The organism is Gammaproteobacteria bacterium, assembly GCA_040183005.1.
GTDB lineage: Bacteria > Pseudomonadota > Gammaproteobacteria.
Window position 1 is genome coordinate 943,964 of the sequence record JAMPIW010000007.1, and the last position, 21,563, is coordinate 965,526.

Annotated in this window: 23 protein-coding genes; 12 read left to right on the plus strand and 11 right to left on the minus strand. The window is 56.5% G+C overall.

Annotated elements, in window-relative coordinates:
• Nucleotides 1–33: 33 nt before the first annotated feature.
• On the minus strand, nt 34–591 hold the full coding sequence (locus M3A44_10390) for a YqhA family protein (protein ID MEQ6342034.1): 558 nt from the start codon (nt 589–591) through the stop codon (nt 34–36).
• 18 nt (nt 592–609) lie between these two features.
• Nucleotides 610–1,548, minus strand: coding sequence for a LysM peptidoglycan-binding domain-containing protein (locus tag M3A44_10395; protein MEQ6342035.1), 939 nt, complete (start codon nt 1,546–1,548; stop codon nt 610–612).
• Between the two features lie 118 nt (nt 1,549–1,666).
• On the opposite strand from M3A44_10395, the gene wrbA reads away from it, so the two are divergent.
• Complete coding sequence (gene wrbA, locus M3A44_10400) at nt 1,667–2,260, plus strand: NAD(P)H:quinone oxidoreductase (protein ID MEQ6342036.1); 594 nt, start codon at nt 1,667–1,669, stop codon at nt 2,258–2,260.
• Nucleotides 2,261–2,356: 96 nt separating this feature from the next.
• On the opposite strand, the gene M3A44_10405 is transcribed toward wrbA, so the two are convergent.
• On the minus strand, nt 2,357–4,849 hold the full coding sequence (locus M3A44_10405) for a hypothetical protein (protein MEQ6342037.1): 2,493 nt from the start codon (nt 4,847–4,849) through the stop codon (nt 2,357–2,359).
• Nucleotides 4,850–5,123: 274 nt separating this feature from the next.
• Here M3A44_10405 and M3A44_10410 point away from each other — a divergent pair, with 274 nt between their 5' ends.
• The 5 genes from M3A44_10410 (at nt 5,124) to M3A44_10430 (ending at nt 8,981) form a co-directional block, all read left to right on the plus strand.
• Nucleotides 5,124–5,858: a DUF1538 domain-containing protein gene (locus M3A44_10410; GenBank protein ID MEQ6342038.1), complete on the plus strand. Its 735-nt coding sequence runs from the start codon at nt 5,124–5,126 to the stop codon at nt 5,856–5,858.
• Between the two features lies 1 nt (nt 5,859).
• Nucleotides 5,860–6,642 (plus strand): DUF1538 domain-containing protein, encoded by a 783-nt coding sequence (locus M3A44_10415; GenBank protein ID MEQ6342039.1) that lies wholly within the window; start codon nt 5,860–5,862, stop codon nt 6,640–6,642.
• 10 nt (nt 6,643–6,652) lie between these two features.
• Nucleotides 6,653–7,003, plus strand: a complete 351-nt coding sequence (locus M3A44_10420; GenBank protein MEQ6342040.1) for a P-II family nitrogen regulator — start codon at nt 6,653–6,655, stop codon at nt 7,001–7,003.
• Nucleotides 7,000–7,407, plus strand: coding sequence for a CBS domain-containing protein (locus M3A44_10425; GenBank protein MEQ6342041.1), 408 nt, complete (start codon nt 7,000–7,002; stop codon nt 7,405–7,407). The genes M3A44_10420 and M3A44_10425 overlap by 4 nt, the downstream gene beginning before the upstream one ends.
• A 74-nt stretch (nt 7,408–7,481) precedes the next feature.
• Nucleotides 7,482–8,981, plus strand: coding sequence for an FMN-binding glutamate synthase family protein (locus M3A44_10430; protein MEQ6342042.1), 1,500 nt, complete (start codon nt 7,482–7,484; stop codon nt 8,979–8,981).
• A gap of 14 nt (nt 8,982–8,995) precedes the next feature.
• Here M3A44_10430 and M3A44_10435 read toward each other — a convergent pair whose 3' ends face one another.
• Genes M3A44_10435 through M3A44_10450 form a run of 4 tightly spaced genes read right to left on the minus strand, consistent with a single transcriptional unit; the run spans nt 8,996 to nt 10,885 of the window.
• Nucleotides 8,996–9,475 carry a DUF4188 domain-containing protein gene (locus M3A44_10435; GenBank protein ID MEQ6342043.1) on the minus strand — a complete coding sequence of 160 codons (480 nt, stop codon included), beginning with the start codon at nt 9,473–9,475 and terminating at the stop codon, nt 8,996–8,998.
• Between the two features lie 3 nt (nt 9,476–9,478).
• Nucleotides 9,479–9,619: a hypothetical protein gene (locus M3A44_10440; protein MEQ6342044.1), complete on the minus strand. Its 141-nt coding sequence runs from the start codon at nt 9,617–9,619 to the stop codon at nt 9,479–9,481.
• Between the two features lie 9 nt (nt 9,620–9,628).
• Complete coding sequence (locus tag M3A44_10445; GenBank protein MEQ6342045.1) at nt 9,629–10,342, minus strand: CPBP family intramembrane metalloprotease; 714 nt, start codon at nt 10,340–10,342, stop codon at nt 9,629–9,631.
• Between the two features lie 9 nt (nt 10,343–10,351).
• On the minus strand, nt 10,352–10,885 hold the full coding sequence (locus M3A44_10450; protein ID MEQ6342046.1) for a PadR family transcriptional regulator: 534 nt from the start codon (nt 10,883–10,885) through the stop codon (nt 10,352–10,354).
• Nucleotides 10,886–11,114: 229 nt separating this feature from the next.
• Here M3A44_10450 and M3A44_10455 point away from each other — a divergent pair, with 229 nt between their 5' ends.
• From M3A44_10455 to M3A44_10465, 3 genes are all read left to right on the plus strand, one after another.
• On the plus strand, nt 11,115–13,019 hold the full coding sequence (locus M3A44_10455) for an ATP-binding cassette domain-containing protein (protein ID MEQ6342047.1): 1,905 nt from the start codon (nt 11,115–11,117) through the stop codon (nt 13,017–13,019).
• Between the two features lie 11 nt (nt 13,020–13,030).
• Entirely contained in the window at nt 13,031–13,339 is a 309-nt protein-coding gene (locus M3A44_10460) for a YkgJ family cysteine cluster protein (GenBank protein MEQ6342048.1), read from the plus strand.
• A gap of 278 nt (nt 13,340–13,617) precedes the next feature.
• Nucleotides 13,618–14,034, plus strand: a complete 417-nt coding sequence (locus tag M3A44_10465) for a hypothetical protein (GenBank protein ID MEQ6342049.1) — start codon at nt 13,618–13,620, stop codon at nt 14,032–14,034.
• A gap of 198 nt (nt 14,035–14,232) precedes the next feature.
• Here the strand turns inward: M3A44_10465 and M3A44_10470 are convergent, their stop codons facing one another.
• Genes M3A44_10470 through dapC form a run of 3 tightly spaced genes read right to left on the minus strand, consistent with a single transcriptional unit; the run spans nt 14,233 to nt 17,545 of the window.
• Nucleotides 14,233–15,483, minus strand: coding sequence for an MFS transporter (locus M3A44_10470; protein MEQ6342050.1), 1,251 nt, complete (start codon nt 15,481–15,483; stop codon nt 14,233–14,235).
• A gap of 22 nt (nt 15,484–15,505) precedes the next feature.
• Nucleotides 15,506–16,327 carry a 2,3,4,5-tetrahydropyridine-2,6-dicarboxylate N-succinyltransferase gene (gene dapD, locus M3A44_10475; GenBank protein ID MEQ6342051.1) on the minus strand — a complete coding sequence of 274 codons (822 nt, stop codon included), beginning with the start codon at nt 16,325–16,327 and terminating at the stop codon, nt 15,506–15,508.
• 21 nt (nt 16,328–16,348) lie between these two features.
• Nucleotides 16,349–17,545: a succinyldiaminopimelate transaminase gene (gene dapC, locus M3A44_10480; GenBank protein ID MEQ6342052.1), complete on the minus strand. Its 1,197-nt coding sequence runs from the start codon at nt 17,543–17,545 to the stop codon at nt 16,349–16,351.
• A 113-nt stretch (nt 17,546–17,658) separates the two neighbouring features.
• Between dapC and M3A44_10485 the strand changes: the two genes are divergently transcribed.
• The 3 genes from M3A44_10485 (at nt 17,659) to M3A44_10495 (ending at nt 20,702) form a co-directional block, all read left to right on the plus strand.
• The gene (locus M3A44_10485; protein MEQ6342053.1) at nt 17,659–18,540 is read left to right on the plus strand and encodes a DMT family transporter; all 882 of its coding nucleotides are present in this window, start codon (nt 17,659–17,661) and stop codon (nt 18,538–18,540) included.
• Nucleotides 18,541–18,776: 236 nt separating this feature from the next.
• A complete protein-coding gene (locus tag M3A44_10490; protein ID MEQ6342054.1) occupies nt 18,777–20,393 on the plus strand; it encodes a S8 family serine peptidase in 1,617 nt (538 codons plus the stop codon).
• 15 nt (nt 20,394–20,408) lie between these two features.
• Complete coding sequence (locus M3A44_10495) at nt 20,409–20,702, plus strand: DUF5818 domain-containing protein (GenBank protein MEQ6342055.1); 294 nt, start codon at nt 20,409–20,411, stop codon at nt 20,700–20,702.
• A 4-nt stretch (nt 20,703–20,706) separates the two neighbouring features.
• Here M3A44_10495 and rrtA read toward each other — a convergent pair whose 3' ends face one another.
• Complete coding sequence (gene rrtA, locus M3A44_10500; protein MEQ6342056.1) at nt 20,707–21,249, minus strand: rhombosortase; 543 nt, start codon at nt 21,247–21,249, stop codon at nt 20,707–20,709.
• Nucleotides 21,250–21,563: the final 314 nt, after the last annotated feature.

The following is a 21,563-nucleotide window of genomic DNA, read 5'->3' on the forward strand; positions in this document are numbered from 1 at the left end:
GTAAGAACGTAAGTACCGCAGCAAGGCTGAATCTCAGTGAGATTCAGCCTTGTCATGGGTCGGCGGATGCTCCCCCGCATGGGACAGATAAAGCGCCACCCCGAGCAGAGCAATACCCGCCGCCAGATAGAGCAAGTCCATCGGGGTTTCAAACTTCATGCGGATCGCGTGCTCAAAGTATTTTACGATCAGGATCATCAAAATCACCTTGGCAAGCCGCGATTTCAAGTCATCAAGATTGCGGATCAACAGCACATTCGATTTCGTCTCCGCACTTTCCGCCTTGTCGATGGTGCTGATAAACAATTCATACAGCCCCAGAGAGAAGATGAGCAACACGGTGGCCAACAGATAGCCATCAACAATCTCCACGACATGGGCAATAGTGCTGCTGCGCAGGGCGCTGCGCGCCTCTCCCGCCAGATCGGGGGAGAGATATTCGCCAAGGTGGATGATCATGAAATAGGCATCGACTGTGGCGATATAAAACATCGCCAAACTTGCCACCAGGCTCGTGACCACTGCCGACAGCACGATCAGGCGGCTGTCCCACAGCAGCCCTTCAAAAACAGTTTCCAGTTTCTTTTTCATTATGGCGGTTGGCCGCTGCTACTTCCGAATAACGGCAAATACCTGACCAGGACGGATCACATTGGTATTTTTGATCTTCTTCCTGTTGGCATGATAAATCAACGGCCATTGATGGGGATTGCCATACACTTCCGCGCGGCCCGAAATTTTCCACAAGCTGTCACCCTCCTTTACTATGTAACTGGTTAAAACAGGGCGTTTTGGCGGTGATGATGTCAGAGGGTGTATCTGCTGTGGGACGGATTTCGGCGGCATGGGCTGGGCAGCACGCAACTCTTCCAGAAGGTTCCTGCTCAATTCGTAAGATTTTTTGCCCTCTCTGTTACGGTATGCCGCCTCTGCGGACCCCAGAACAGCACGCTGTCCTGCTGCAATATTCTGAACCGTCTTTGCGTCATCAAGTATAGATTTGGCCTTGGCCAGATAGGCGTTATTGATGTCCTGCTTCGCCCGCTGCGCAGCCTCACCAGCAAGCCTGACGGCATTCTGGTCATCATCCACCTTGGCCGCGATCTCTGCCCGCAATAGCAACCCTTGAGCCTCGGGGGACAGCGCGTCAATCGCTGCCGCATCGCTTAGCACTGCCTTGGCAGCACTAATAGCCGAGGCCATGGCGCGCGCCTTGGTCGCTTCTTCCTTGGCGGCCAAGGCGGCTCTCTGCGCCTGAGTGAACGCACCGGCGCCCAGCTTCTCCTCTGCCTGGGAGAGCAGATTTTCCGCTCCTTCCAGAGCATCCGGCGCATGCCGAGTGGCCTCGGCCCGGCGCGCCGCATCGAGCGCCTGACGGGCATCACTCATCTCCTGGGTCGGCGGCGCGGTGGCGCAACCACTGCTGATGACCACGCCGCCTGCCAGAAACACCCATGCCAGCCGTTTGAGCGCGCACGCGGGGGACATCGCCGAGGGTCGTCCGCGCCACGCACCCGTACCATGAGGCTTTTTAAAACTTTGAATCATCGATATACAGGCCCTTCAATCATTTGAAGAAACTATCACCCGCCCCCTAGGGTGTCAAGGAAGGGGCAGTTATGGTTAGAATGAGCCCTATTACATCCCACAAGCAAAGGATTATTTCATGGCTGATATACTGGTTCTTTATTACAGCCGTTACGGTGCGGTAGCCCAGATGGCGCAATTCATCGCGCGCGGTGTAGAAGAAGTGCCTGGCATGCAGGCGCGGCTGCGCACGGTGCCCGTGGTATCGACGGTGTGCGAAGCGGTGGAAGACACCATCCCCGGTGAAGGACCACCCTATGTGACACTGGACGACCTGCGCGAGTGCACGGGGCTGGCGTTGGGCAGCCCAACCCGCTTCGGTAACATGGCCGCCGCGCTCAAGTATTTTCTCGACGGCACCAGTTCGTTGTGGCTGTCGGGCGCGCTGATAGGCAAACCAGCGGCGGCATTCACCTCCACATCCAGCCTGCACGGCGGGCAGGAAAGCACTTTACTATCGATGATGCTGCCACTCCTGCACCACGGCATGATCGTGATGGGGCTGCCCTACAGCGAAACCGACCTGTTGAGCACCACCAGCGGCGGCACGCCCTACGGCGCCAGCCATGTGGCGGGCCTGGACAGCAAGCTACCGATCAGTGAGGAGGAAAAACGCCTGTGCCGTGCGTTGGGCAAACGGCTGGCGGAGACGGCTGCAAGATTGGCGACGTAGGATGCGCCATCCCCATGAAGGGCAAATTGCCCCCTTCATGGGGACAATGCACGCACCGTTCACGGGTAAAGATAAAGAAGGTGCGCGCGGCGCACCCTACGCTCGGCGGCGCAGCAGGAATAGCCCCGGCACTCCCAGCAACAGCAACGCCCACGGACTGAAGGCCCCACCGCCGCCGCCAGGGGTAAAGTTGGTAACTCCTTCGCCCGCCACTACCCTGGTAACCACGCAGGCGCCACGCACACACGCATCGAGATTACCGTTGTTGCCGGGAAGGTATTCGGCCGGTGATGCGACTGTCACCGCCGCCCTGTTTTCAATGGTTACAATTTGGTTAGGATTAGTGGGCACAAGAGCAGGATCGGTAACCTTGACGGTGAGGTACACCGTAAAGCTCTGATTTGGAGCCAGGCTGGCAAGTGTGCAGGTAAAATCAGGCGCAGGTGCCGTACACCCAACACCCGGGGGGTTAGCACTAGGAACAGGGTTAGTACTAGTAGGAACAGGCTCAGCCCATCCAATATAGGCCACTCCGGCGGGCAGCCTGTCCGACAGCTTAATACCTTGCGCCACGTCGGGGCCATGGTTGATGACAGTGAGGATATATTTCAATTCACCATTCAACGTAGCCGGCGTAATATCTGTCGGCGGATTCCGGGTCTTCTGCACCTCAAGATCGACCTTCTTGGCCGCTGGGTCACCATCATGCTCCACAGCACCGATATCGCACAAACCATCTGCCCCCGGCCGCCCGTACTGACGCTGGTCAAATAGTGGGCTAGGGCAGACGCCGTTAGCTATAGCCGAGCCGCCAGGCATAAAATTTTTGGGGCGAGCCCCATCCGGCAGAATCGTCTGCGCACTGCCACCATTATCGGCAAGCGCGCCAAGATTCGGATTGACGTTGATAAGATCACTGGCCCCATTGAGGACGCAACTATTGCCATTTTCCAGGTTATGGCCCTTGGAAGTCACCAAACTGGAAGGGGTGACGATGCTCGCGGGACTTTCTGGGTCATTTCCTTTCATGCAGTTGTTGGGGCTGGAGGTATTGTCACCAATAATAGTATTTTGGAGAATGGTCTTATATCCGGTTGGGTCCAGGGTATTGATAAAAATCTCTTTTCCACCGTTATTGATATTGGCATTATTGGCGCTAATGGTGACGCTATCAAGCGTCATTGAACGGCCGTTATTGATGCCGCCGCCATTTCTAGCGGTATTGCCAGTAATGGTACTGTTAGCAACCGTGAGTTCACCAGGACCATAGTTGTTGATACCGCCACCGTCCGCGCCGTTTGTACAGCCAAAAGAACCGTCCGCGCAAGCCTCAAAAGGCTGGGCCGTGTTGTTGCTGATGGTGCTATAACGGACATCCATAGCGCTTTTGTTGGATAGGCCGTTGCCGGTATTGCTGTCGATGACGCTCGCAGCGATCAGCACGCTGCCTTGAATGCTGTTGCCGGTATTGCTGCTGGTGGTAGTGCCGTTACCCGGAGGCTGACTATTGATACCGGGGATGTTGGCAACAGCCAGATTGGTATTGAAAACACCCCCTCCCTCGCGGGCGACATTGCCACTAATGATGGACTGTGTAATCTTTACCAGCCCACCCTGATTGCTGAGGGCGCCGCCAACCCCGTTAGGGCTGGCATCGTCTTTGATATTTTGATTGCCTTGCAGCGTACTACTGATAATCGTCAGCTTGCCGTCGTCCCCACCGAAGCCGCTGGTGTTCATGATACCGGCGCCAAACGGCCTGCCATAGTTGCCCATCACCGTGGAGTTACTTAGTGTCATATTACCGCTATTGCGGATACCACCGCCGCCACCGCCGGAACCGATGACGAAATCACTTGCGAAGGTGCCCTGCGTGTTGTTGACCCGGTTGTCCTTGATGGTGCAGTTATTAATTACCATTTGGGTGCCGGCACCGCTGAAGATGCCGCCGCCGCTGGATCTGACGCCCGTCGTGTTCACCGTATTGCTGATGACTTCGCAGTTTTCCAGCGTCACCCAGCCGTTGGAATTCTTGATGCCGCCGCCGCTGTCATTTGTCACACTGCCGTTTTGGATTGTCACGCCGGTGATTTTGACGACATTTTTACCGACAAAGTTAAATACCCGGTCAATACTACCGCCGTCTATGATGGTTTGCCCCTTGCCAGCTCCGACGATTTTCAGGCAAGGGTGGCTGATGTCGGTGCCGCAGGTGCCTCTGATGTCGAGATCGCCGGTTGCAGCGTTGTCCTCGCCGTTAGCTCCAGTAAGAATGTAAGTGCCAGAATTGATAGCAATGGTGATGTCTGTATCGGCAGCGCTGGTAATCAGGGCATTGGCCTCCTGGATTGCCGCGCGCAGGGTACAGAAATTCCCGGTGAGTGCCTTACAAAAACCATCGCCCGGACTCGAATCACCCACGTCATCTGATCCATTTACAGTAAACGTAGCGGCCTGCACCTGCCCTGCCAGCAGCAGCCCCAAAAAGAATAGCGGGGCGGCAAACCCGATACGCCACCAGAAGGAACGGGGGTTGTCCCGCTGTATGCAGGGCGGCGTGGCGCCTGTTGATTCTATGTATTTTGGCATAGTTTTTCTCTCACACGCATACGACCGGACAGAGCCAAGCTCTCCCTGTCGTCCTGCTGAGTGATATTTTCCCACCTAAAAATATTTATCATCCCTATAATCGCGGATATTTGCAAGCCATACAACACCGTGTGTTACGTTTTTAGATTAAAGGTACATTTCTCGAGACCTCCAAGCAATATATCGGATGATACATACTCACACTTTAGCGCCTTTAGCGCGTTGCGCTATGCTAGGTCGCCCGACGCAACGCACCCAACTGGAACCGCTTATTTTGAAAAATCAATTAACTATCTTTCTGCACTCGCTGCTGAACAGCGTCCGCGACCTGGCGCCGATTGTGGTGGTGATCGCCTTTTTTCAACTGGCGGTGGTCCAGCAGCCCATCCCCAACCTGGGCGGCCTGCTGGAGGGTGCTGTGCTGGTGGCGCTGGGGCTGACGCTGTTCGTGCGCGGGCTGGAGATGGGGCTGTTTCCCCTCGGCGAGGCGATGGCCTATGCCTTCGCGCGCAAGGGCAGCCTGATGTGGCTGCTGGTGTTCGCCTTTGCGCTGGGTTTCGGAACAACCGTGGCTGAACCCGCGCTGATCGCAGTGGCAAACGAGGCGGCACGCGTGGCAGCGGAAGGCAAAATAATTGCGGTAAATGACGCGGCGCGCAACTCCTACGCGCTGGGACTGCGCCTGACGGTGGCGCTGGCAGTGGGCGTGGCATTGGTGCTCGGCGTGTTCCGCATTATCAAAGGCTGGCCGGTGCAGTATCTGATCATCGGCGGCTATCTGGGGGTGATGGTGATGACGATGTTCGCCCCGCCGCAGATCATCGGCATCGCCTATGATTCAGGCGGGGTGACCACCTCCACCATTACTGTGCCGCTGGTTACCGCGCTGGGGGTGGGGCTGGCGTCCTCCATCAAGGGGCGCAACCCCATGGTGGACGGCTTTGGCCTGATTGCGTTCGCCTCGCTCACACCGATGATTTTTGTGATGATCTACGGGATGATGATCTAAAATGGAATCCGTGTCGCACCTGCTGTCCGCAATCGTCTATACCGTGCGGGATGTGCTGCCAATTGCCGCGATTCTGTTCGGTTTTCAGTGGCTGGTAATACGCCGATCCATCCCCAACCTGAAAAAGGTGTTGATCGGGTTTGTCTACGTGCTGGTGGGCCTGGCATTGTTTCTGGAAGGACTGGATCAGGCGCTGTTCCCCCTGGGCAGGCTAATGGCCCAGCAATTGACCGACCCGGCCTTTATCCATGCAACGGAGCAAGCGGCGCAAGGCGTGAATTGGTGGGACTACCGCTGGGTCTACCTGTTCGCCGCCGCCATCGGCTTTTCCTGCTCACTGGCTGAACCGGCGCTGATCGCGGTGGCGATGAAGGCGCATGAGGTGTCGGGCGGCGCAGTGGGTGTGTGGGGCTTGCGTGTAGCGGTGGCGGTAGGCGCGTCAATCGGGATTACGCTGGGCGTGTTCCGCATCGTCACCGGCACACCGCTGCACTATTACATCATCGTCGGCTATGTGATCGTGATGATACAAACCGCATTTGCACCACGCACGATCATCCCTCTGGCCTACGATTCCGGGGGCGTAACCACCTCCACGGTAACGGTGCCGCTGGTGACAGCCCTGGGGCTGGGACTGGCGAGCGCCGTGCCGGGACGCAGCCCGTTACTGGACGGTTTCGGACTGATCGCGCTGACCGTATTGTGCCCACTGATTACGGTGATGGGTTATGCCCAGTTGAGCGAATGGCTGACCAGGCGGCGAAAAACACAGGGTGAGAAATAGGAGAAAATATATGCACTTCAAGTTGCTGATTGCTTTTGTGGAAGACGATAAGACCGAGAAGGTCATGGACGCCGCGCGCCAGACGGGGGCGACCGGCGCGACGGTGATCAGTCACGCCCGCGGCGAAGGACTGCAAAAGACCAAGACCTTTCTCGGGCTGACGCTGGAAACCCAGCGCGATATGCTGCTGTTTCTGGTAGAGGAGCATTTGAGCCGCAAGATTCTTGATAAAATTGCGCATGTGGGCGAGTTCGACAGCAAACCGGGCGCGGGCATCGCCTTTCAGATTGACGTGGAGGATGCCGTGGGCGTAACACATCAGGTACGCAAACTTAGCGGAGTAGTGGAGGAAGAGATATGAGCGAACGCAAGCTGGTCCGGGTGAGGGATGTCATGAAGCACGAATTTGATCTGGTGGACGGCATGACCACAGTCAAAGAGGCGCTGCTCAAGATGAAGTATGTAGAGACCAAAGCGCTGATCGTCGACAAACGTAACGCGGATGACGAATACGGCATGGTGCTGCTGTCCGATATTTCACGCCACGTTCTCGCCAGGGACCGCGCGCCGGAGCGCATCAACATTTACGAGGTGATGTCCAAGCCCGTGGTCACCGTTTCCCCCGACATGGACATCCGCTACTGCGCCCGGCTTTTCGAACGCTTTCACATCTCACGTGGGCCGGTGGTGGAGCATGGCAAGGTGATTGGCATCATCAGCCTCACAGACATGGTGCTGCGCGGGATGTGCGCGATGTGGGAGTGACACCCTAGCATCAAAAAACCCAGGATCATGCCGCTACTACTAAAGAGTAGAACATAACGGAGGTTGCGCTTTTTATGAGCGTCACTGGGGTGGTGAACTGGGGCGTGGTCATCGTGGGCTGGATAGCCGGCATCGCGATGCTTACCCTGCTCGTGATGTTCATCCAGGATATTTTCCAGAAAGAACATGCCGTGCGACGCAACTTCCCTGTGGTCGGGCGGCTGCGCTATTTCCTGGAACGGCAGGGCGACTATTTCCGCCAGTATTTCTTTGCCAATGACCGGCAGGAAATGCCCTTCAACCGCGCCGCACGCAGCTGGGTCTATCGCACCTCGAAAAATCTCGGCGGCATCATCGGCTTCGGCTCCACCAACGACCTGCGCGAACCCGGCTCGCTAATCTTCGTCAACGCCCCCTATGCAGTACTGGAAGATGAACGCAAAGCCGCGCCGCCACTGGTGATCGGCCCACACTGTGAACGGCCCTTTGTTGCAACCAAGATCGTCAACATCTCCGGCATGAGCTACGGCGCCGTTTCCGCTCCGGCGGTGCGCGCGCTGTCGCATGGCGCGGCGGAAGCTGGCATCTGGATGAATACCGGAGAAGGCGGGCTTTCCCCATATCACCTTGAGGGTGGCGGTGATCTAATCTTTCAGATCGGCACAGCAAAGTACGGCGTGCGCGGCTCGGAAGGACGCCTGAGTGACACGCACCTGCGCGAAGTGGCGCAACACGTCAGGGCTTTTGAAATCAAACTGGCCCAGGGTGCCAAACCGGGACGCGGCGGCGTGCTGCCCGCCATCAAGGTAACCGAAGAAATAGCCCACATCCGCGGCATCCCCATGGGCCAACCTTCAGACAGCCCCAACCGCCATCCCGACATCAAGAATGACGACGACCTGCTGGACATGATCGCGCGCATCCGCGCGGTAACCGGCCTACCGGTAGGCATCAAGACGGTACTTGGCTCAGACGCGGCGATTCGCAGCTTATGCGAGGCCATCCTGCGCAGAGGCATGGATAGCGCGCCGGACTTTATTACGCTTGATGGTGGCGACGGCGGCTCCGGAGCGGCACCGCAGGTACTGGCGGATCATGTCGGCCTGCCGCTCAATGAAGCGCTGCCGATGTTGGTGGATACGCTGATCGAAAGCGGCCTGCGCGAACGCGTCCGCGTGATAGCCTCCGGCAAACTTGTCACCTCCGCCAAAGTCGCCTGGGCGCTGTGTATGGGCGCGGATTTCACGGTAACGGCACGCGGCTTCATGTTCGCCCTGGGTTGCATACAATCCCTGCAATGCCATCAAAACACCTGCCCTACCGGCATCACCACGCACAACAAAAAATTGCAACGAGGTTTAGTCGTTGAGGATAAAGCCACACGCGTGGCGAATTACGCACGCTGGATGGGTGTGGAGGTGGACAAACTGGCCCACGCCTGCGGCCTGTCCAACGCCCGCGAATTCCGCCGCGAACACGCACGTATCGTGCAGAGTGCCGGGCATAGCGTGCCACTGGATGTTCTGTATCCGTATCCTATAGGTCTCGTAAAAATCAATCCGGATTTCCATTAGGCAACGATCCTGGTTCATGCCGGCCTCCCCATGCGACCTTTGGCCGTTTCGCGCTTGCCTGTGGCGGGGGCGAGACTTCCTACCACGCCAAGGCCATAGGCAGGCATGTTGTTGTATACCGTTTCATACTGTCCTGCACTGACCTTATAGGTCTCGTGCCAGATCCCTACATCGCCATTGCTGCCGATCTTCCTGTTGAATGCCACCCATGCCGGAAAATGCGATTTGTCCTTCGCTCGGGCATAAGCCTCAAGGTGCTCGAAGCTGCGCCAGTACTGCACGAACATGCTATTGCGGAAACCGAAATGATACTGCATGCCCAGCAACCCACTCTCCGGATTGCTCAGCAATTCCTTAAGCATTGGAGTCATCGCCATGGCTACTGGCAGCCATTTATGGATCTTCCAGAATTTATTGACACGCATCCCGATGAGGAAAACCACGAAATCGCCTTCGATTTGGGCGGCCATTCTGTGGGTATTAATTTTCGACATTATTTATTTCTCCTCAGGTACTGCAGGTTGGCACGCAAGTGCTGGGTTGCTCTCATTCGCTATAACTTCATGGTCACGTTTGATGGCCTGCTTAATCAACTCCAGTTCTGTGCCACCCGTACTTCCGAATATGACAATTTTCATGAACGCCTCCTACGCAGAAATGCCATGGCTACGCCACGCATAAATAAACTCAATCACATTCAACGTTAAATGTGCCGCAAAAGGGGCCAATATCCCATCGCGCCACAAGAAGAGACCGGAAAACGTACCCCCTGCGACTATGCCGGTCAGCAACATATACCAAACACCTCCGGGCCAATGTAACAACCCAAAAAATAGACAGGTAAGCACTACCGCCCAAGCAGTACCAAGATGCGTTGTAAGGAGCGGGATGGCATAGCCACGGTAAAGTGTCTCCTCGACCAGCGGAGCCAACAACACGTTGGAAACAAAAAATACGCCTATACTGCCGGAAATGGTTGGCAGCACGGAGACAGAGGGAACGTAGTCGCCAACGCTGCGTTGAAATATCTCAACTGCCGGGGCCATCCAATTGAAATAAGCAAAAGCAAGGAGCGCTCCCACCAACATTCCGATGGCTAGATCGCTGAATGTTTTCGCTGTGTTGGGTGTAACCCAAATAAGATCGAACTGAACCACAAAAAAGACGAGAACCCCGAGACCGAGAAGCACCCCTAGAAGAATCTGCGGCATAAAAAGCGGGACCCGCTGGGCAACTAAAGCTGCGTCCATGCCTCGGAGACTCAGGAAGACAGACATGCCCGCAATAGCAACAAGAAACAGAACCGGACCCGCTAAAAGAAGCAGCCACGTTTTAAATGGAACTGACCAGAGTGATGGCATAAAAATTGGCTACTGGGCATCCTGGGTTGAATACACCTCACGCATCAGTGCATCGCGGCTTTGCTCGATGCACTCAATCGCTGCCCGCGTCGTCGCCAAACCATAGTGGATCGTAAATTTAATTCCCGGTGGACAATCGCCCTTTTCAAGATCTTCCAGCACCTTGAGATTTTTATTATTTTCATCAATAAATTCTTGCAGAATCTCGGCCAGACGCTGCGGCGGCAAGAGATGCGCGAAAAACATCAGCACCAGAAATTCCGAGCGGACTTTTTCCCTCGGAGGTGTAGTTTCCAACGCGTGGATAAGCTCTTCACGACCGGCTGGTGTGAGGCTAAACACCTTTTTATCAGGGCGCTTTTCCTGCTGTTGGCGGTCATAGGACACCTTGCCTTCTGCGGTCAATTTTTCCAGAGCCGGATAGATAGAGCCGTACCCCGCTGCAAAAAAATGGCTAAATGCCTCATCAAAAAGCTTTTTGATGTCATATCCCGTAGCGTCGCCCAGGCTCAATGCTCCCAGGCATAGCGTTTTTACATCCATCACACACCTCTCTTACGAAGATATATCTAACCGATATATATCATATCTAACTGATATATATTGTCAAGATATATTTACGATGAGAGACAGGTGCGCCATGCTCACGAATAACGCTATAATGCCCGATGGCAACCCCAACCTATACTCGCCGAACCGTCGCCGCCTGATCGTGTGCACAGCGCACGCTACCGCTTCCTGTTAATTTCGATCAACACCGAATCACTACTCCATGCCCCTTATCACACTAGACAATGCCCACCTTTCATTCTCCCGCTGGTTACTGCTCGACGGGGCCAACTTCACCCTGGAAGCGGGCGAAAAAGTCGCGCTCATTGGCCGCAACGGCGTGGGCAAATCCACCCTGCTGCAAGTCCTGGCCGGAACATGCGCCCTCGACAAAGGCGTGCTGTGGCGCGATGACGCGGCGCGTCTTGCCTATGTACCGCAAGAGCCACCGCTCGACCCGGAGCATACCGTGTTTGAAGCCGTCGCGGCGGGATTGGGCGGGCTGAGCCAGATCCTGCTCGACTACCATGCGGTAAGCCATGACCTGGCCCAGGAGGGCACCGATACCGATGCGCTGCTGACACGCCTGCAGAAAATCCAGACCGCGCTCGAAGCCCAGGACGGATGGTCAGCGCAGAACCGTGTGGAACAGGTGCTGACGCGGCTGGAATTACCTGCCGACGTGAAGATCGCCACCCTCTCCGGCGGCTGGCGCAAGCGCGTCGCACTGGCCCAGGCCCTGGTGATGCAGCCGGAGATCCTGCTGCTGGACGAGCCGACCAACCACCTCGACCTCACCGCTATCGAGTGGCTGGAAGATTTTCTGCGGACGTATCAAGGCAGCCTGATTGTGATCAGCCACGACCGCCGCTTTCTGGACCGTGTAGCGACACGGATTATAGAGCTGGACCGCGGCATACTGACCAGCTTCCCCGGCAATTTTGCCGATTATCAGCGCCGCAAGGCGGAACTGCTGGCAGCGGAAGCAACGCAGAGTGCAGAATTCGACAAGTTTCTCGCCCAGGAAGAGGCATGGATACGCCAAGGCGTCCAGGCGCGCCGCACCCGCAACGAAGGCCGCGTACGACGCCTGGAACAATTGCGGCGGGACCGCGCCGCGCGCCGTGACCGCATCGGCAATGTGACACTCCAAGTCGACACCGGCGAGCGCTCCGGCAAACTCGTTGCAGAGCTTGAGAATGTCAGCAAATCCTTCGGCGACAAGGTTATCATCCGCGACTTCTCCACCCGCATCATGAGCGGTGACCGCGTAGGCCTACTCGGCCCCAACGGCGCGGGCAAGACCACCCTGCTCAAGCTGATCCTCGGCGAACTCGCCCCGGACAGCGGCAGCGTGCAGCTCGGCAGCAAGCTACAGGTCGCCTACTTCGATCAGCTCCGCGAACAGCTCGACCCCGAAGCCACCCTGCGCGACGTCGTCAGCCCCGGCGCGGATTTTATCGAGATCGGCGGCAAGAAAAAACATGTGATCGGCTACCTCGGTGATTTCCTGTTTCCGCCCGAACTCACCCTGGCAAAGGTAAGAACCCTCTCCGGTGGCGAACGCAACCGCCTGCTGCTGGCCCACCTCTTCACCCGCCCCGCCAACGTCCTGGTGATGGACGAGCCAACCAACGACCTCGACCTGGAAACCCTCGAGATGCTCGAAGGCTTGCTGACCGACTACCCCGGCACGCTGTTACTGGTCAGTCACGACCGCGAATTCCTCGACAACGTGGTCACCCAGGTCATCGCCTTCGAAGGTGATGGCAACCTGCGCGAATACGCCGGGGGCTACGAAGACTGGCTGCGCGCCCGCCCACAACCCAAAGCCGCCACGCCCGCCGCAACTGCGCCAAAAAATGCACCAGCCTCACTGCCTAGCCCCGAACCCGCCAAGCGCACACGCCTGTCATTCAAGGAAACCCGCGAATTAGCGGAACTGCCAGGCCGCATCGAAACACTGGAAACCCGCCAAACGGAAATCACCGCCCTCCTCGCCGACCCTGCCATTTACCGTGATAATCCAGCAGGCGTACAGGCCTTGCAACGCGAGACTGCGGACATTGCTAGAGAGCTTGAAGCGGCTTATGCGCGCTGGGAAGCGTTGGACGAAAAAGGCAAATAAGAGAGCTAAATATTAATACAAAAAACGCCAAACTGGACAAACGCCCGGCCATATCATGCGCCTCGTGTGAAGCGTGCTGTTGCAGGCTAGAGGTGTTACTCATGGACGGCGATGACGTTCCGCTCGAAATGACGGAATCGAATCAATGGGGCAGCTGGACAATGGCGCGTCTTGATGACGGTTGGTGCGCAGCCCTGGATAGAAACACCATGTTGTGCAACATCTACGAACGCAGACCGATGATATGCCGGCAATATCAGGTAGGTGAAAGCGACTGCATTGAAGAGCGATCCAATTTGGCTTATGAAATAATGGGGTGAGAAGAGTGATGGCGAAAACCTGGCGAAGGGAGTAAAGAAGGGGGCGCCCACCTTTACAAGCACCTTTTGCCTCCCTTCACCCATGATGGAGTAATTGACCAATGCTCCTGCTCAATCTGGAGTTCGCTAAAACCACTACTAAACATCAACATTAACTGTTGAGGTTGGTTCTTGACTCCGTCGGCTATTTAAAACATATTGCTAATTGCCCAAAGAAGCGGTCAACCGCCGTTTATAGGATTATACGTTTTGGTTTACTAATGAATGAGGGGGTTATTATGAAACTACCAATGATTGCCGGTGTGATCGTATTTGCATTTTCCGCCGAGGGGGCGATGGCGGCCTGCTCTAATCCCGCTAAGCAAGTTAATAAAAGCAGCGATCTCACCACTATTCTGAGCGGCAACACAGTATGTGCAGTGCGGGGCGGGGATCGCTGGCAGGAAGAGCATCATGCGGGTGGTGTGCTCAAGGATTATAAGAAGGGTCCCACCGACAAGATTGATCCTACAAAACAGGTTGGGACGTGGGCGGTTTCGGGGGATGGTTCGAACACCAATGTCACCTATAGATATACTGGTGGTAGCACATCTTCTTATGAGGTGTGGGATAACGGCGGCGGCAGCTATAGTTTCTGTGGGCCAGGTGGTGTGGATTTTACCTTGAGGGCAGGAACGGGTACTGGCTGTCCCTGATGGTTGCTGTTTATTGATACGGCAATAGAGCAAGAGGACGGGTGTAGTCAAACTATGGCGCCAGCCAGGGAAGGGAAGCGTAAGCGAGCGGCGGCTATGGTTAGGCGTGGAAACCCCACCTCACCATACCGCCCCCGATTGTTCCGGTCCTGAAGCACCCATGTCTTGGCCCGACCCGTTTTGGGTGCGCAACTTCAGTTATTCAGTTTCCATCGGTGCCGTCGCGGTCTTCTGGCCTATGGCGCCACGGCGTCTCAGCCACCACAACAGCGCAAGACCGGGGATTGCACCCAGCACGCTTGCGGCGAAGAACAACGGCCAACCCAGGCTAGCGGCCATTATGCCGGTGGGTGCGCCGGCAATTTTCGGTGTGATAGCCATAAGGCTGGAGAGCAAGGCGTACTGGGTGGCGCTATAGCGCTTTTCGGTGAGACTCATCAGGAAGGCGACGAAAGCCGCCGAGCCCATACCGCCCGATAGATTGTCGATGCCCACTGCCAGAATCAGGGCTATCTGATTCTGGCCAGCCAGGGCGACACCCATGTAACTCAGGTTGGTGACGGCCTGAAGGATGCCAAAGGCCCACAATGCGCGATAGATACCCAGGCGTGCTATGAGCGCGCCTCCGGCGATGGCGCCGAAGATGGTGGCGATGAGGCCAAAGCCCTTGTTCACCGTGCCGATTTCGGTTTTGGAAAAACCAACGTCAAGCAGGAACGGGGTGGTCATGGCCCCGGCAATGGCATCCGGCAGCTTGTAGAGGATGATGAAGGCCAACAGGAAAAAGGCAGCTTCGCGGCTGAAAAAGGCTTTGAAGGGATGCACCACCGCCTCTGCCAGGGTGCGGGGGCTACCGCTGCTCTCGGGCTCCGTACCCCACAAGGCAGCGGCCAGCCCGATCACCATCAATCCCGCCATGATCTGATAAACCACCGCCCACGGCAGGTGGTCGGCAAGAATCAGCGCCATCGCCCCGGATACCAGCATCCCCAGGCGGTAGCCCAGCACCGACACCGCCGCGCCCGCGCCCAGCTCTTCCTGTTTAAGGATATCCGCCCGGTAGGCATCCACCACGATATCCTGACTGGCGGAGAGAAACGAGACCAGCACCGCTGCGATAGCCAGCAGCCAGGGTTGGCTCACCGGATCCAGGCCACCCATGAAAGCGATGGCCGCCATCAGGCTCAATTGCGTCAACACCAGCCAGCCGCGCCGTCGCCCCAAAAAGGGTGGCGTGTAGCGATCCATGAGCGGCGCCCACAGGTATTTCACCGTGTACGGTAGCCCGACCAGGGTAATCGCGCCAATGGTGGCCAGATCCACGCCCGCGTCCTTCATCCAGGCCTGCAAGGTGCCGAAGGTGAGCGCCAGCGGCAAGCCGGAGGAAAAGCCGAGCAACAACAGCACCGCCACGCGGCGGTTGCTGAAGACCTGGAGATAGAGGTTCACGGCGTGTGGCGATTATTGGATATCAAATATCCCGCAGTAATTCGTTGATGCCCACCTTGCCGCGTGTCTTTTCATCCACCTGCTTAACGATCACGGCGCAGTACAGGCTATACTTGCCATCGGCGGAAGGCAGGTTGCCGGAGACGACCACTGAGCCTGCGGGGACACGGCCATAGAGGATTTCTCCAGTCATGCGGTTATAGATACGGGTGCTGGCGCCAATGTATACGCCCATGGAAATCACCGCGCCTTCTTCAACGATGACGCCTTCCACAACCTCGGAGCGCGCGCCGATGAAGCAGTTGTCTTCGATGATGGTGGGGCCGGCCTGGACCGGCTCCAGAACGCCACCGATGCCGACACCGCCAGAGAGATGCACGTTTTTGCCGATCTGCGCACAGGAACCGACCGTGGCCCAGGTATCAACCATAGTACCGCTGTCCACATAGGCACCAATGTTTACATAGGAGGGCATCAGCACCACGCCGGGCGCGATGTAGGCGCCCTTGCGTGCCGAGGCAGGAGGCACCACACGCACGCCGCTGGCGCGGAAATCACGTGGGCTATAGTCGGCGAACTTGGGTTGCACCTTGTCGTAATAGTTGGTGAAACCGCCCTTCATGAAGCTGTTGTCCTCGATGCGGAAAGACAGCAACACGGCCTTTTTCAGCCACTGGTTGACGACCCACTGGCCGTCTTTCTTTTCTGCCACGCGCGCCGCGCCACTGTCGAGTAAGTGGATGGCCTCGACCACGGCCTCATGGACGAGGGTGTCCACATTGCGCGGCGTAATATCGGCGCGGCGTTCAAAGGCTTCTTCGATGATTTGCTTGATGTCGTTCATGTGGGTTTCCATAGTTAGTGGCTAGAGTATTTTCAAAAGATCTTTGATGCGATGCGCCGCCTCCACGCATTCCTCCAGAGGCTCGACCAACGCGATGCGGATGCGATTCTGTCCCGGATTGATGCCATGCGCCTCACGCGACAGGTAGCTGCCGGGCAGTACGGTGACGTTGTACCGGGCATACAATTCGCGCGCGAATTCAGCGTCGTCAACAGGTGTGCGCGGCCACAGGTAGAAGCTCGCAGCGGGACGCTGCACGTCCATGACGGGGTGCAGAATATCCAGCACTGCGTCGAATTTCTCACGGTACAGCGCGCGGTTGTGCGCAACGTGCCGCTCATCGCCCCAGGCTACTTTTGACGCGGCCTGGGTGGGCAGCGGCATGGCGCAGCCGTGGTAGGTGCGATACAGGTGAAACCGTTCGATGATATGCGCGTCACCGGCAACGAAACCGGAACGCATCCCCGGTACGTTCGAGCGTTTTGACAAACTATGGAACACAATGCAGCGCCGATAATCGTTGCGCCCCAATCGTGCGGCGACTTCCAGCAGCCCCAGAGGTGGCGCGTCTTCGTCGAGATAGATTTCCGAATAGCACTCGTCGGAGGCGATAATGAAGTCGTGCTCATCCGCGAGTTGGATAAGTTTCTGTAATGTGGCACTATCCAACACCGCGCCGGTGGGGTTGCCCGGCGAACAGAGATAGAGTAACTGACAGCGCGCCCAGACCTCGGGCGGCACAGCGTCGAAATCAGGGGCAAAGCCGGTTTCCACCGTAGCGTTGATGAACCACGGCTCGGCCCCGGCGAGCAGCGCGGCGCCCTCGTAGATCTGATAAAACGGATTGGGCATCAGCACCAAAGGGTTCGTGCTGCGATTGATAACACACTGCGCAAAGGCGAACAGCGCCTCGCGCGTGCCATTCACCGGCAGCACATGGCGTGCAGGGTCGATGCTGCCGGGCGTCAGCGCAAAACGCCGCGTCAGCCAGGCGGCGATGCTCTCACGCAGTGCGGCGCTACCGCGCGTGACCGGATAGCCGGACAGTCCATGCAGATGGGTAATGATCTCCTCGGCGATAAACCCAGGCGTGGCATGTTTCGGTTCGCCGATGGACAGCCCGATGTGGAGCAGCTCTGCTGGCGGTGTGGCACCGGCCTTGAGGTGTGCCAGCTTCTCGAAGGGGTAAGGCTGAAGCCGGGAAAGATCTGGATTCATGGGATTATACGGATAGCCAACAATGCCGATATTTATGAAAGAAAATGTCCCCGCGAATGGGGAAATGTGTTTTTTTCTGCTGTTTGAGAATGCGTAGTATAGGACATCCTGCCATGCCTTCCAAACTCAAATCTGCAATTTCCACCAACCTGCCCGTATTGGGGCTGCTGCTGGCGGCGACGCTATGGGGTATCTTCTGGTATCCGCTACGTCTGCTGGAACAGCAGGGCTTGCAAGGCTTGTGGGCGACACTGCTGATTTTTTCATCCGCGTTGCTGGTGGGTTTGCCGGCATTATGGAAACAGCGCGCCGAACTCGCCCGCCATCCCTGGCTGCTACTGGTGATAGCCATTGCCAATGGCTGGTGTAATACGGCATTTATTCTCGCCGTACTGGACGGCGCAGTGGTGCGGGTACTGCTGCTATTCTATTTGTCACCGCTGTGGACGGTGGTGTTGGGCAGGTTCATCCTGGGAGAGCGGCCCTCCCGGCTCGCGACGGCTGCACTGGCGATCGCCATGATCGGCGCGTTTATCACTATCTGGGAGCCGGCTCTGGGCATTCCCTGGCCACAAGGTCATGCGGATTGGCTGGCCATCTCCTCGGGATTTGCGTTTGCACTCTCCAACGTACTGATACGCAAGGTACAGGCGGTGCCGGTAGCCATTAAAACCGTAATGTCCTGGGTCGGCGTAGTGTTTCTGTCTGGCCTGTGGATATCCATGGCGAGTGCACCTGTCCCGGATGTTGAGCTGAATGTGCTTGCCGCAGCTTTTGCCATAGGCGTATTGGGCGTCGTGCTGATGTCGTTGGCGGTGCAATATGGTGTTACCCATATGCCCGTGCATCGCTCGTCAGTAATTCTGCTGTTTGAAGTCGTGGTCGGCGCCATTTCCGCGCAACTACTGACTGACGAGGTAGTGCTGCCCCGAGAATGGGTAGGCGGCACGCTTATTGTGCTGGCGGCATGGCTTACCTCGCGCGACGGGAAGTAAACGCGATTGCGGATTACGCATCAAAAGTAGTACAGTTCCGGCATCATGCAATATCAACGGCACACAAAGGTAGGAAGATGATTACGTCAACAAGTCTGCGCTTGAAGTTTCGAATAGCGGCTGTTTATATCTGCGCTTTAGGCGCACTTGGGATAGTTTTCGCACCCTCCTCCGCTGTCGCCGCACCGCCTCCATCTCCTCCGGGAAGCGCCCCTTTCAAAATCCAGGTTGACCATGTGCATGGCGAAGTTTTGGTCAAGTTCCGCAATAAGCCTTTGGCCAACATTGCCAATGAAACGGCAGCCATCCACGCCGCCCTTGGCGCACAGGCGGTTACGACACTGCCGTTTGTCCACATCCAACGTGTGCGCGGCCTGCGCGGACAATCCACCGAGGCGCTGATGCAGGCCTATGCCAGCCGGGCCGATGTGGAATACGTCGAACCGAATATCATTTTTCATACCCAGGTTACGCCGAATGATCCACGCTTTTCCGAATTGTGGGGCATGAATAACGTTGGTCAAACGGGTGGCACGCCGGATGCGGATATCGATGGACCGGAGGCATGGGACAGGCAAACGGGCAGTGCAAACGTGATTGTGGCGAGCATCGATACCGGCGTGGATTATAACCATCCCGATCTGGCGGGCAACATCTGGACGAACCCCGGCGAGATCCCCGGCAACGGCATTGACGACGACGGCAATGGATACGTTGATGACGTGCGTGGCTGGGATTTTGCCAATAACGACAATGACCCCATGGACGATCAGGGCCATGGCACACACACGGCGGGCACCATTGCCGCCATGGGCAACAATGCCACCGGCGTTACCGGCGTAGCATGGCGGGCCAAAATCATGCCGCTCAAGTTCCTCACCGCCAGTGGCAGTGGAACCTCCCTGGGTGCGGCGCAGGCCATTCTTTATGCGGCCAACATGGGGGCCAAGATTTCCAACAATAGCTGGGGCGGTGGCGGTTTTTCGCGGACTATCGAGAATGCCATCACTACCGCCAATCAGCGCGGCATGCTGTTTGTAGTGGCCGCCGGCAATGCCAATGCGAACAATGACACAACAGTAAGCTATCCGTGCAACTCGACGTTATCAAATGTGCTGTGTGTCGCTGCCACGGATCATAACGACCAGAAAACATCCTTTTCCAATTACGGAGCGGTGAATGTTGATCTTGGCGCGCCCGGCGTGTCGATTTTATCCACCGTGCCTACGGGGACATGCCGCTTGTGTAATTCTTCCGGCTACCGCTATTTGAACGGCACATCCATGGCAACGCCTCATGTGTCGGGCGCCGCCGCCCTGGTACGCGCCCAGTTTCCCAACCTTACACCCGTCGCCGTTAAAAATCTTCTGATGCAATCTACAGACCCCATAGCAGCGCTGAGTGGAAAAGTGGTTACCGGCGGCAGGCTCAATATCAGCAAGGCTCTTGCCGATGCCGTTGCCGCAAAGACCGTCACCGTCACGGCAATGGGCACGCCGGTCAACGGTGTTTATCCCACCATGGTGATACGCGTTGATGGACAGATCGTCGGCACATTCAATGTAAATGCCACATCTACGGAGTATGCCGTGGCAGTGAATGCTACGCCAGGCATTCCTCATAACATCGACGTAGTGTTTACCAATGACGCCTATCTCCCGCCCGAAGACCGGAACCTCATTGTTCAATCCCTGAGGGTAAATACCACAACACTTCTGCCCATTGGAGCAGGGGTAACTTATGACCGTGGCGCGGGGAGCGCCGCATTTGATGGTATAGACGTCATTGCCGGGCAAAGTGGCATGTGGTGGGACGGGGCATTGCGGTTTACCGTGCCTGCGACTGCTTTTTAATGAGGAGCTAACATAATGAGATCACTGCGCCGCTTTTCTGCATTTGCCTTGGCGGTATGCGCCTGCACCGCCTGTGCCGGCAGCGTGACCGGCAAAGACGGCCGTCAGGAACTGACTGGTGCGTTGATTGAGGGCGGTGTTGAATGCCCGCTTTTTCAGGCGGACGATGGAAAGCGCTACACCCTGCTGGGCAACCTGAAAGGACTCAAAAGCGGTGATCGTGTCAGGCTTACCGGAGAGGTGGTGGAGGCCTCGTTTTGCATGCAGGGACAGACCCTGTCCGTGAAATCAATCGAACGTGTGAAATAGCAAATCACCCTCTTGATCGCCACCCTCCTCCCTTTGCAAACATATACACCAATACCACCATAAAACCGCTGACCGCGCCATAGAGATGGGCGTCGGTCACCACCGCGCCGCCCGCAAATTCCGCCGTACCAGGAAGTGGACCGTATATCTGCTCCCACACCAGCTTACCCAGCAACAATAACAGTAATATTATCTCAAGGCGATTGCCCGCACGCAGGCTGGCCATCACGCCTGCGGCGAACAGGCCATGCAACATCCCGGACAAACCCACATACCAGCCAATTGATGGACTGAAAAACAACAGCCCCAGGCTGACACCCAGCATGCTGGCCAAACTAACCGCCATCCATGCGGACAGTCTCAACATGCGCCCGAACAACATCCAGATCAGCGCCAGCGCAGCAAGATTCATCAACAAATGACTCCAACCCAGATGCACGAAATGGGCGGTGAACAGACGCCATATTTCACCGTTCAAAATATAGCTGCGTTCATAGCGCAACCACTCGTCGGCATGTGCCCCGCCAGCAGCGGCTATGAGCGCCATCAGGGCGAATGACAGAGGTAATACGTGGCCGCGAAGGCTAAGCCAGACAGGGAAAGTGTTTATCATCGCCAGTATAAAGTGTGGTCAATTTTTCAAGCGTTGCGGCTGATTGAATTAATTAAAAATGGATCTTTATTTTTAGCTAAGTCTATCGTAAATAAATGTCCCGGCCCAATGTAAGATAGAAAATAACTATCCATCAAAATTGATATACATCAATTTGCCTTGCGATAAGGATTGACAAACAGCTTAAGCGGCATATCATCTTTAAAAGAAAGCAAGTTTACAGGAGAAATACCCCAGGTTAGACAGCC

Bases quoted from the DNA above. Each gene is read 5' to 3' on its own strand.
- M3A44_10430 (MEQ6342042.1), top strand. From the start codon at position 7,482: ATGAGCGTCACTGGGGTGGTGAACTGGGGCGTGGTCATCGTGGGCTGG.
- M3A44_10425 (MEQ6342041.1), top strand. From the start codon at position 7,000: ATGAGCGAACGCAAGCTGGTCCGGGTGAGGGATGTCATGAAGCACGAA.
- M3A44_10455 (MEQ6342047.1), top strand. From the start codon at position 11,115: ATGCCCCTTATCACACTAGACAATGCCCACCTTTCATTCTCCCGCTGG.
- M3A44_10495 (MEQ6342055.1), top strand. From the start codon at position 20,409: ATGAGATCACTGCGCCGCTTTTCTGCATTTGCCTTGGCGGTATGCGCC.
- M3A44_10435 (MEQ6342043.1), bottom strand. From the start codon at position 9,475: ATGTCGAAAATTAATACCCACAGAATGGCCGCCCAAATCGAAGGCGAT.
- M3A44_10450 (MEQ6342046.1), bottom strand. From the start codon at position 10,885: ATGGATGTAAAAACGCTATGCCTGGGAGCATTGAGCCTGGGCGACGCT.
- M3A44_10420 (MEQ6342040.1), top strand. From the start codon at position 6,653: ATGCACTTCAAGTTGCTGATTGCTTTTGTGGAAGACGATAAGACCGAG.
- dapD (MEQ6342051.1), bottom strand. From the start codon at position 16,327: ATGAACGACATCAAGCAAATCATCGAAGAAGCCTTTGAACGCCGCGCC.
- M3A44_10465 (MEQ6342049.1), top strand. From the start codon at position 13,618: ATGAAACTACCAATGATTGCCGGTGTGATCGTATTTGCATTTTCCGCC.
- M3A44_10415 (MEQ6342039.1), top strand. From the start codon at position 5,860: ATGGAATCCGTGTCGCACCTGCTGTCCGCAATCGTCTATACCGTGCGG.
- M3A44_10405 (MEQ6342037.1), bottom strand. From the start codon at position 4,849: ATGCCAAAATACATAGAATCAACAGGCGCCACGCCGCCCTGCATACAG.
- wrbA (MEQ6342036.1), top strand. From the start codon at position 1,667: ATGGCTGATATACTGGTTCTTTATTACAGCCGTTACGGTGCGGTAGCC.
- M3A44_10440 (MEQ6342044.1), bottom strand. From the start codon at position 9,619: ATGAAAATTGTCATATTCGGAAGTACGGGTGGCACAGAACTGGAGTTG.
- M3A44_10485 (MEQ6342053.1), top strand. From the start codon at position 17,659: ATGCCTTCCAAACTCAAATCTGCAATTTCCACCAACCTGCCCGTATTG.
- M3A44_10445 (MEQ6342045.1), bottom strand. From the start codon at position 10,342: ATGCCATCACTCTGGTCAGTTCCATTTAAAACGTGGCTGCTTCTTTTA.
- M3A44_10390 (MEQ6342034.1), bottom strand. From the start codon at position 591: ATGAAAAAGAAACTGGAAACTGTTTTTGAAGGGCTGCTGTGGGACAGC.
- rrtA (MEQ6342056.1), bottom strand. From the start codon at position 21,249: ATGGCGCTCATAGCCGCTGCTGGCGGGGCACATGCCGACGAGTGGTTG.
- M3A44_10395 (MEQ6342035.1), bottom strand. From the start codon at position 1,548: ATGATTCAAAGTTTTAAAAAGCCTCATGGTACGGGTGCGTGGCGCGGA.
- dapC (MEQ6342052.1), bottom strand. From the start codon at position 17,545: ATGAATCCAGATCTTTCCCGGCTTCAGCCTTACCCCTTCGAGAAGCTG.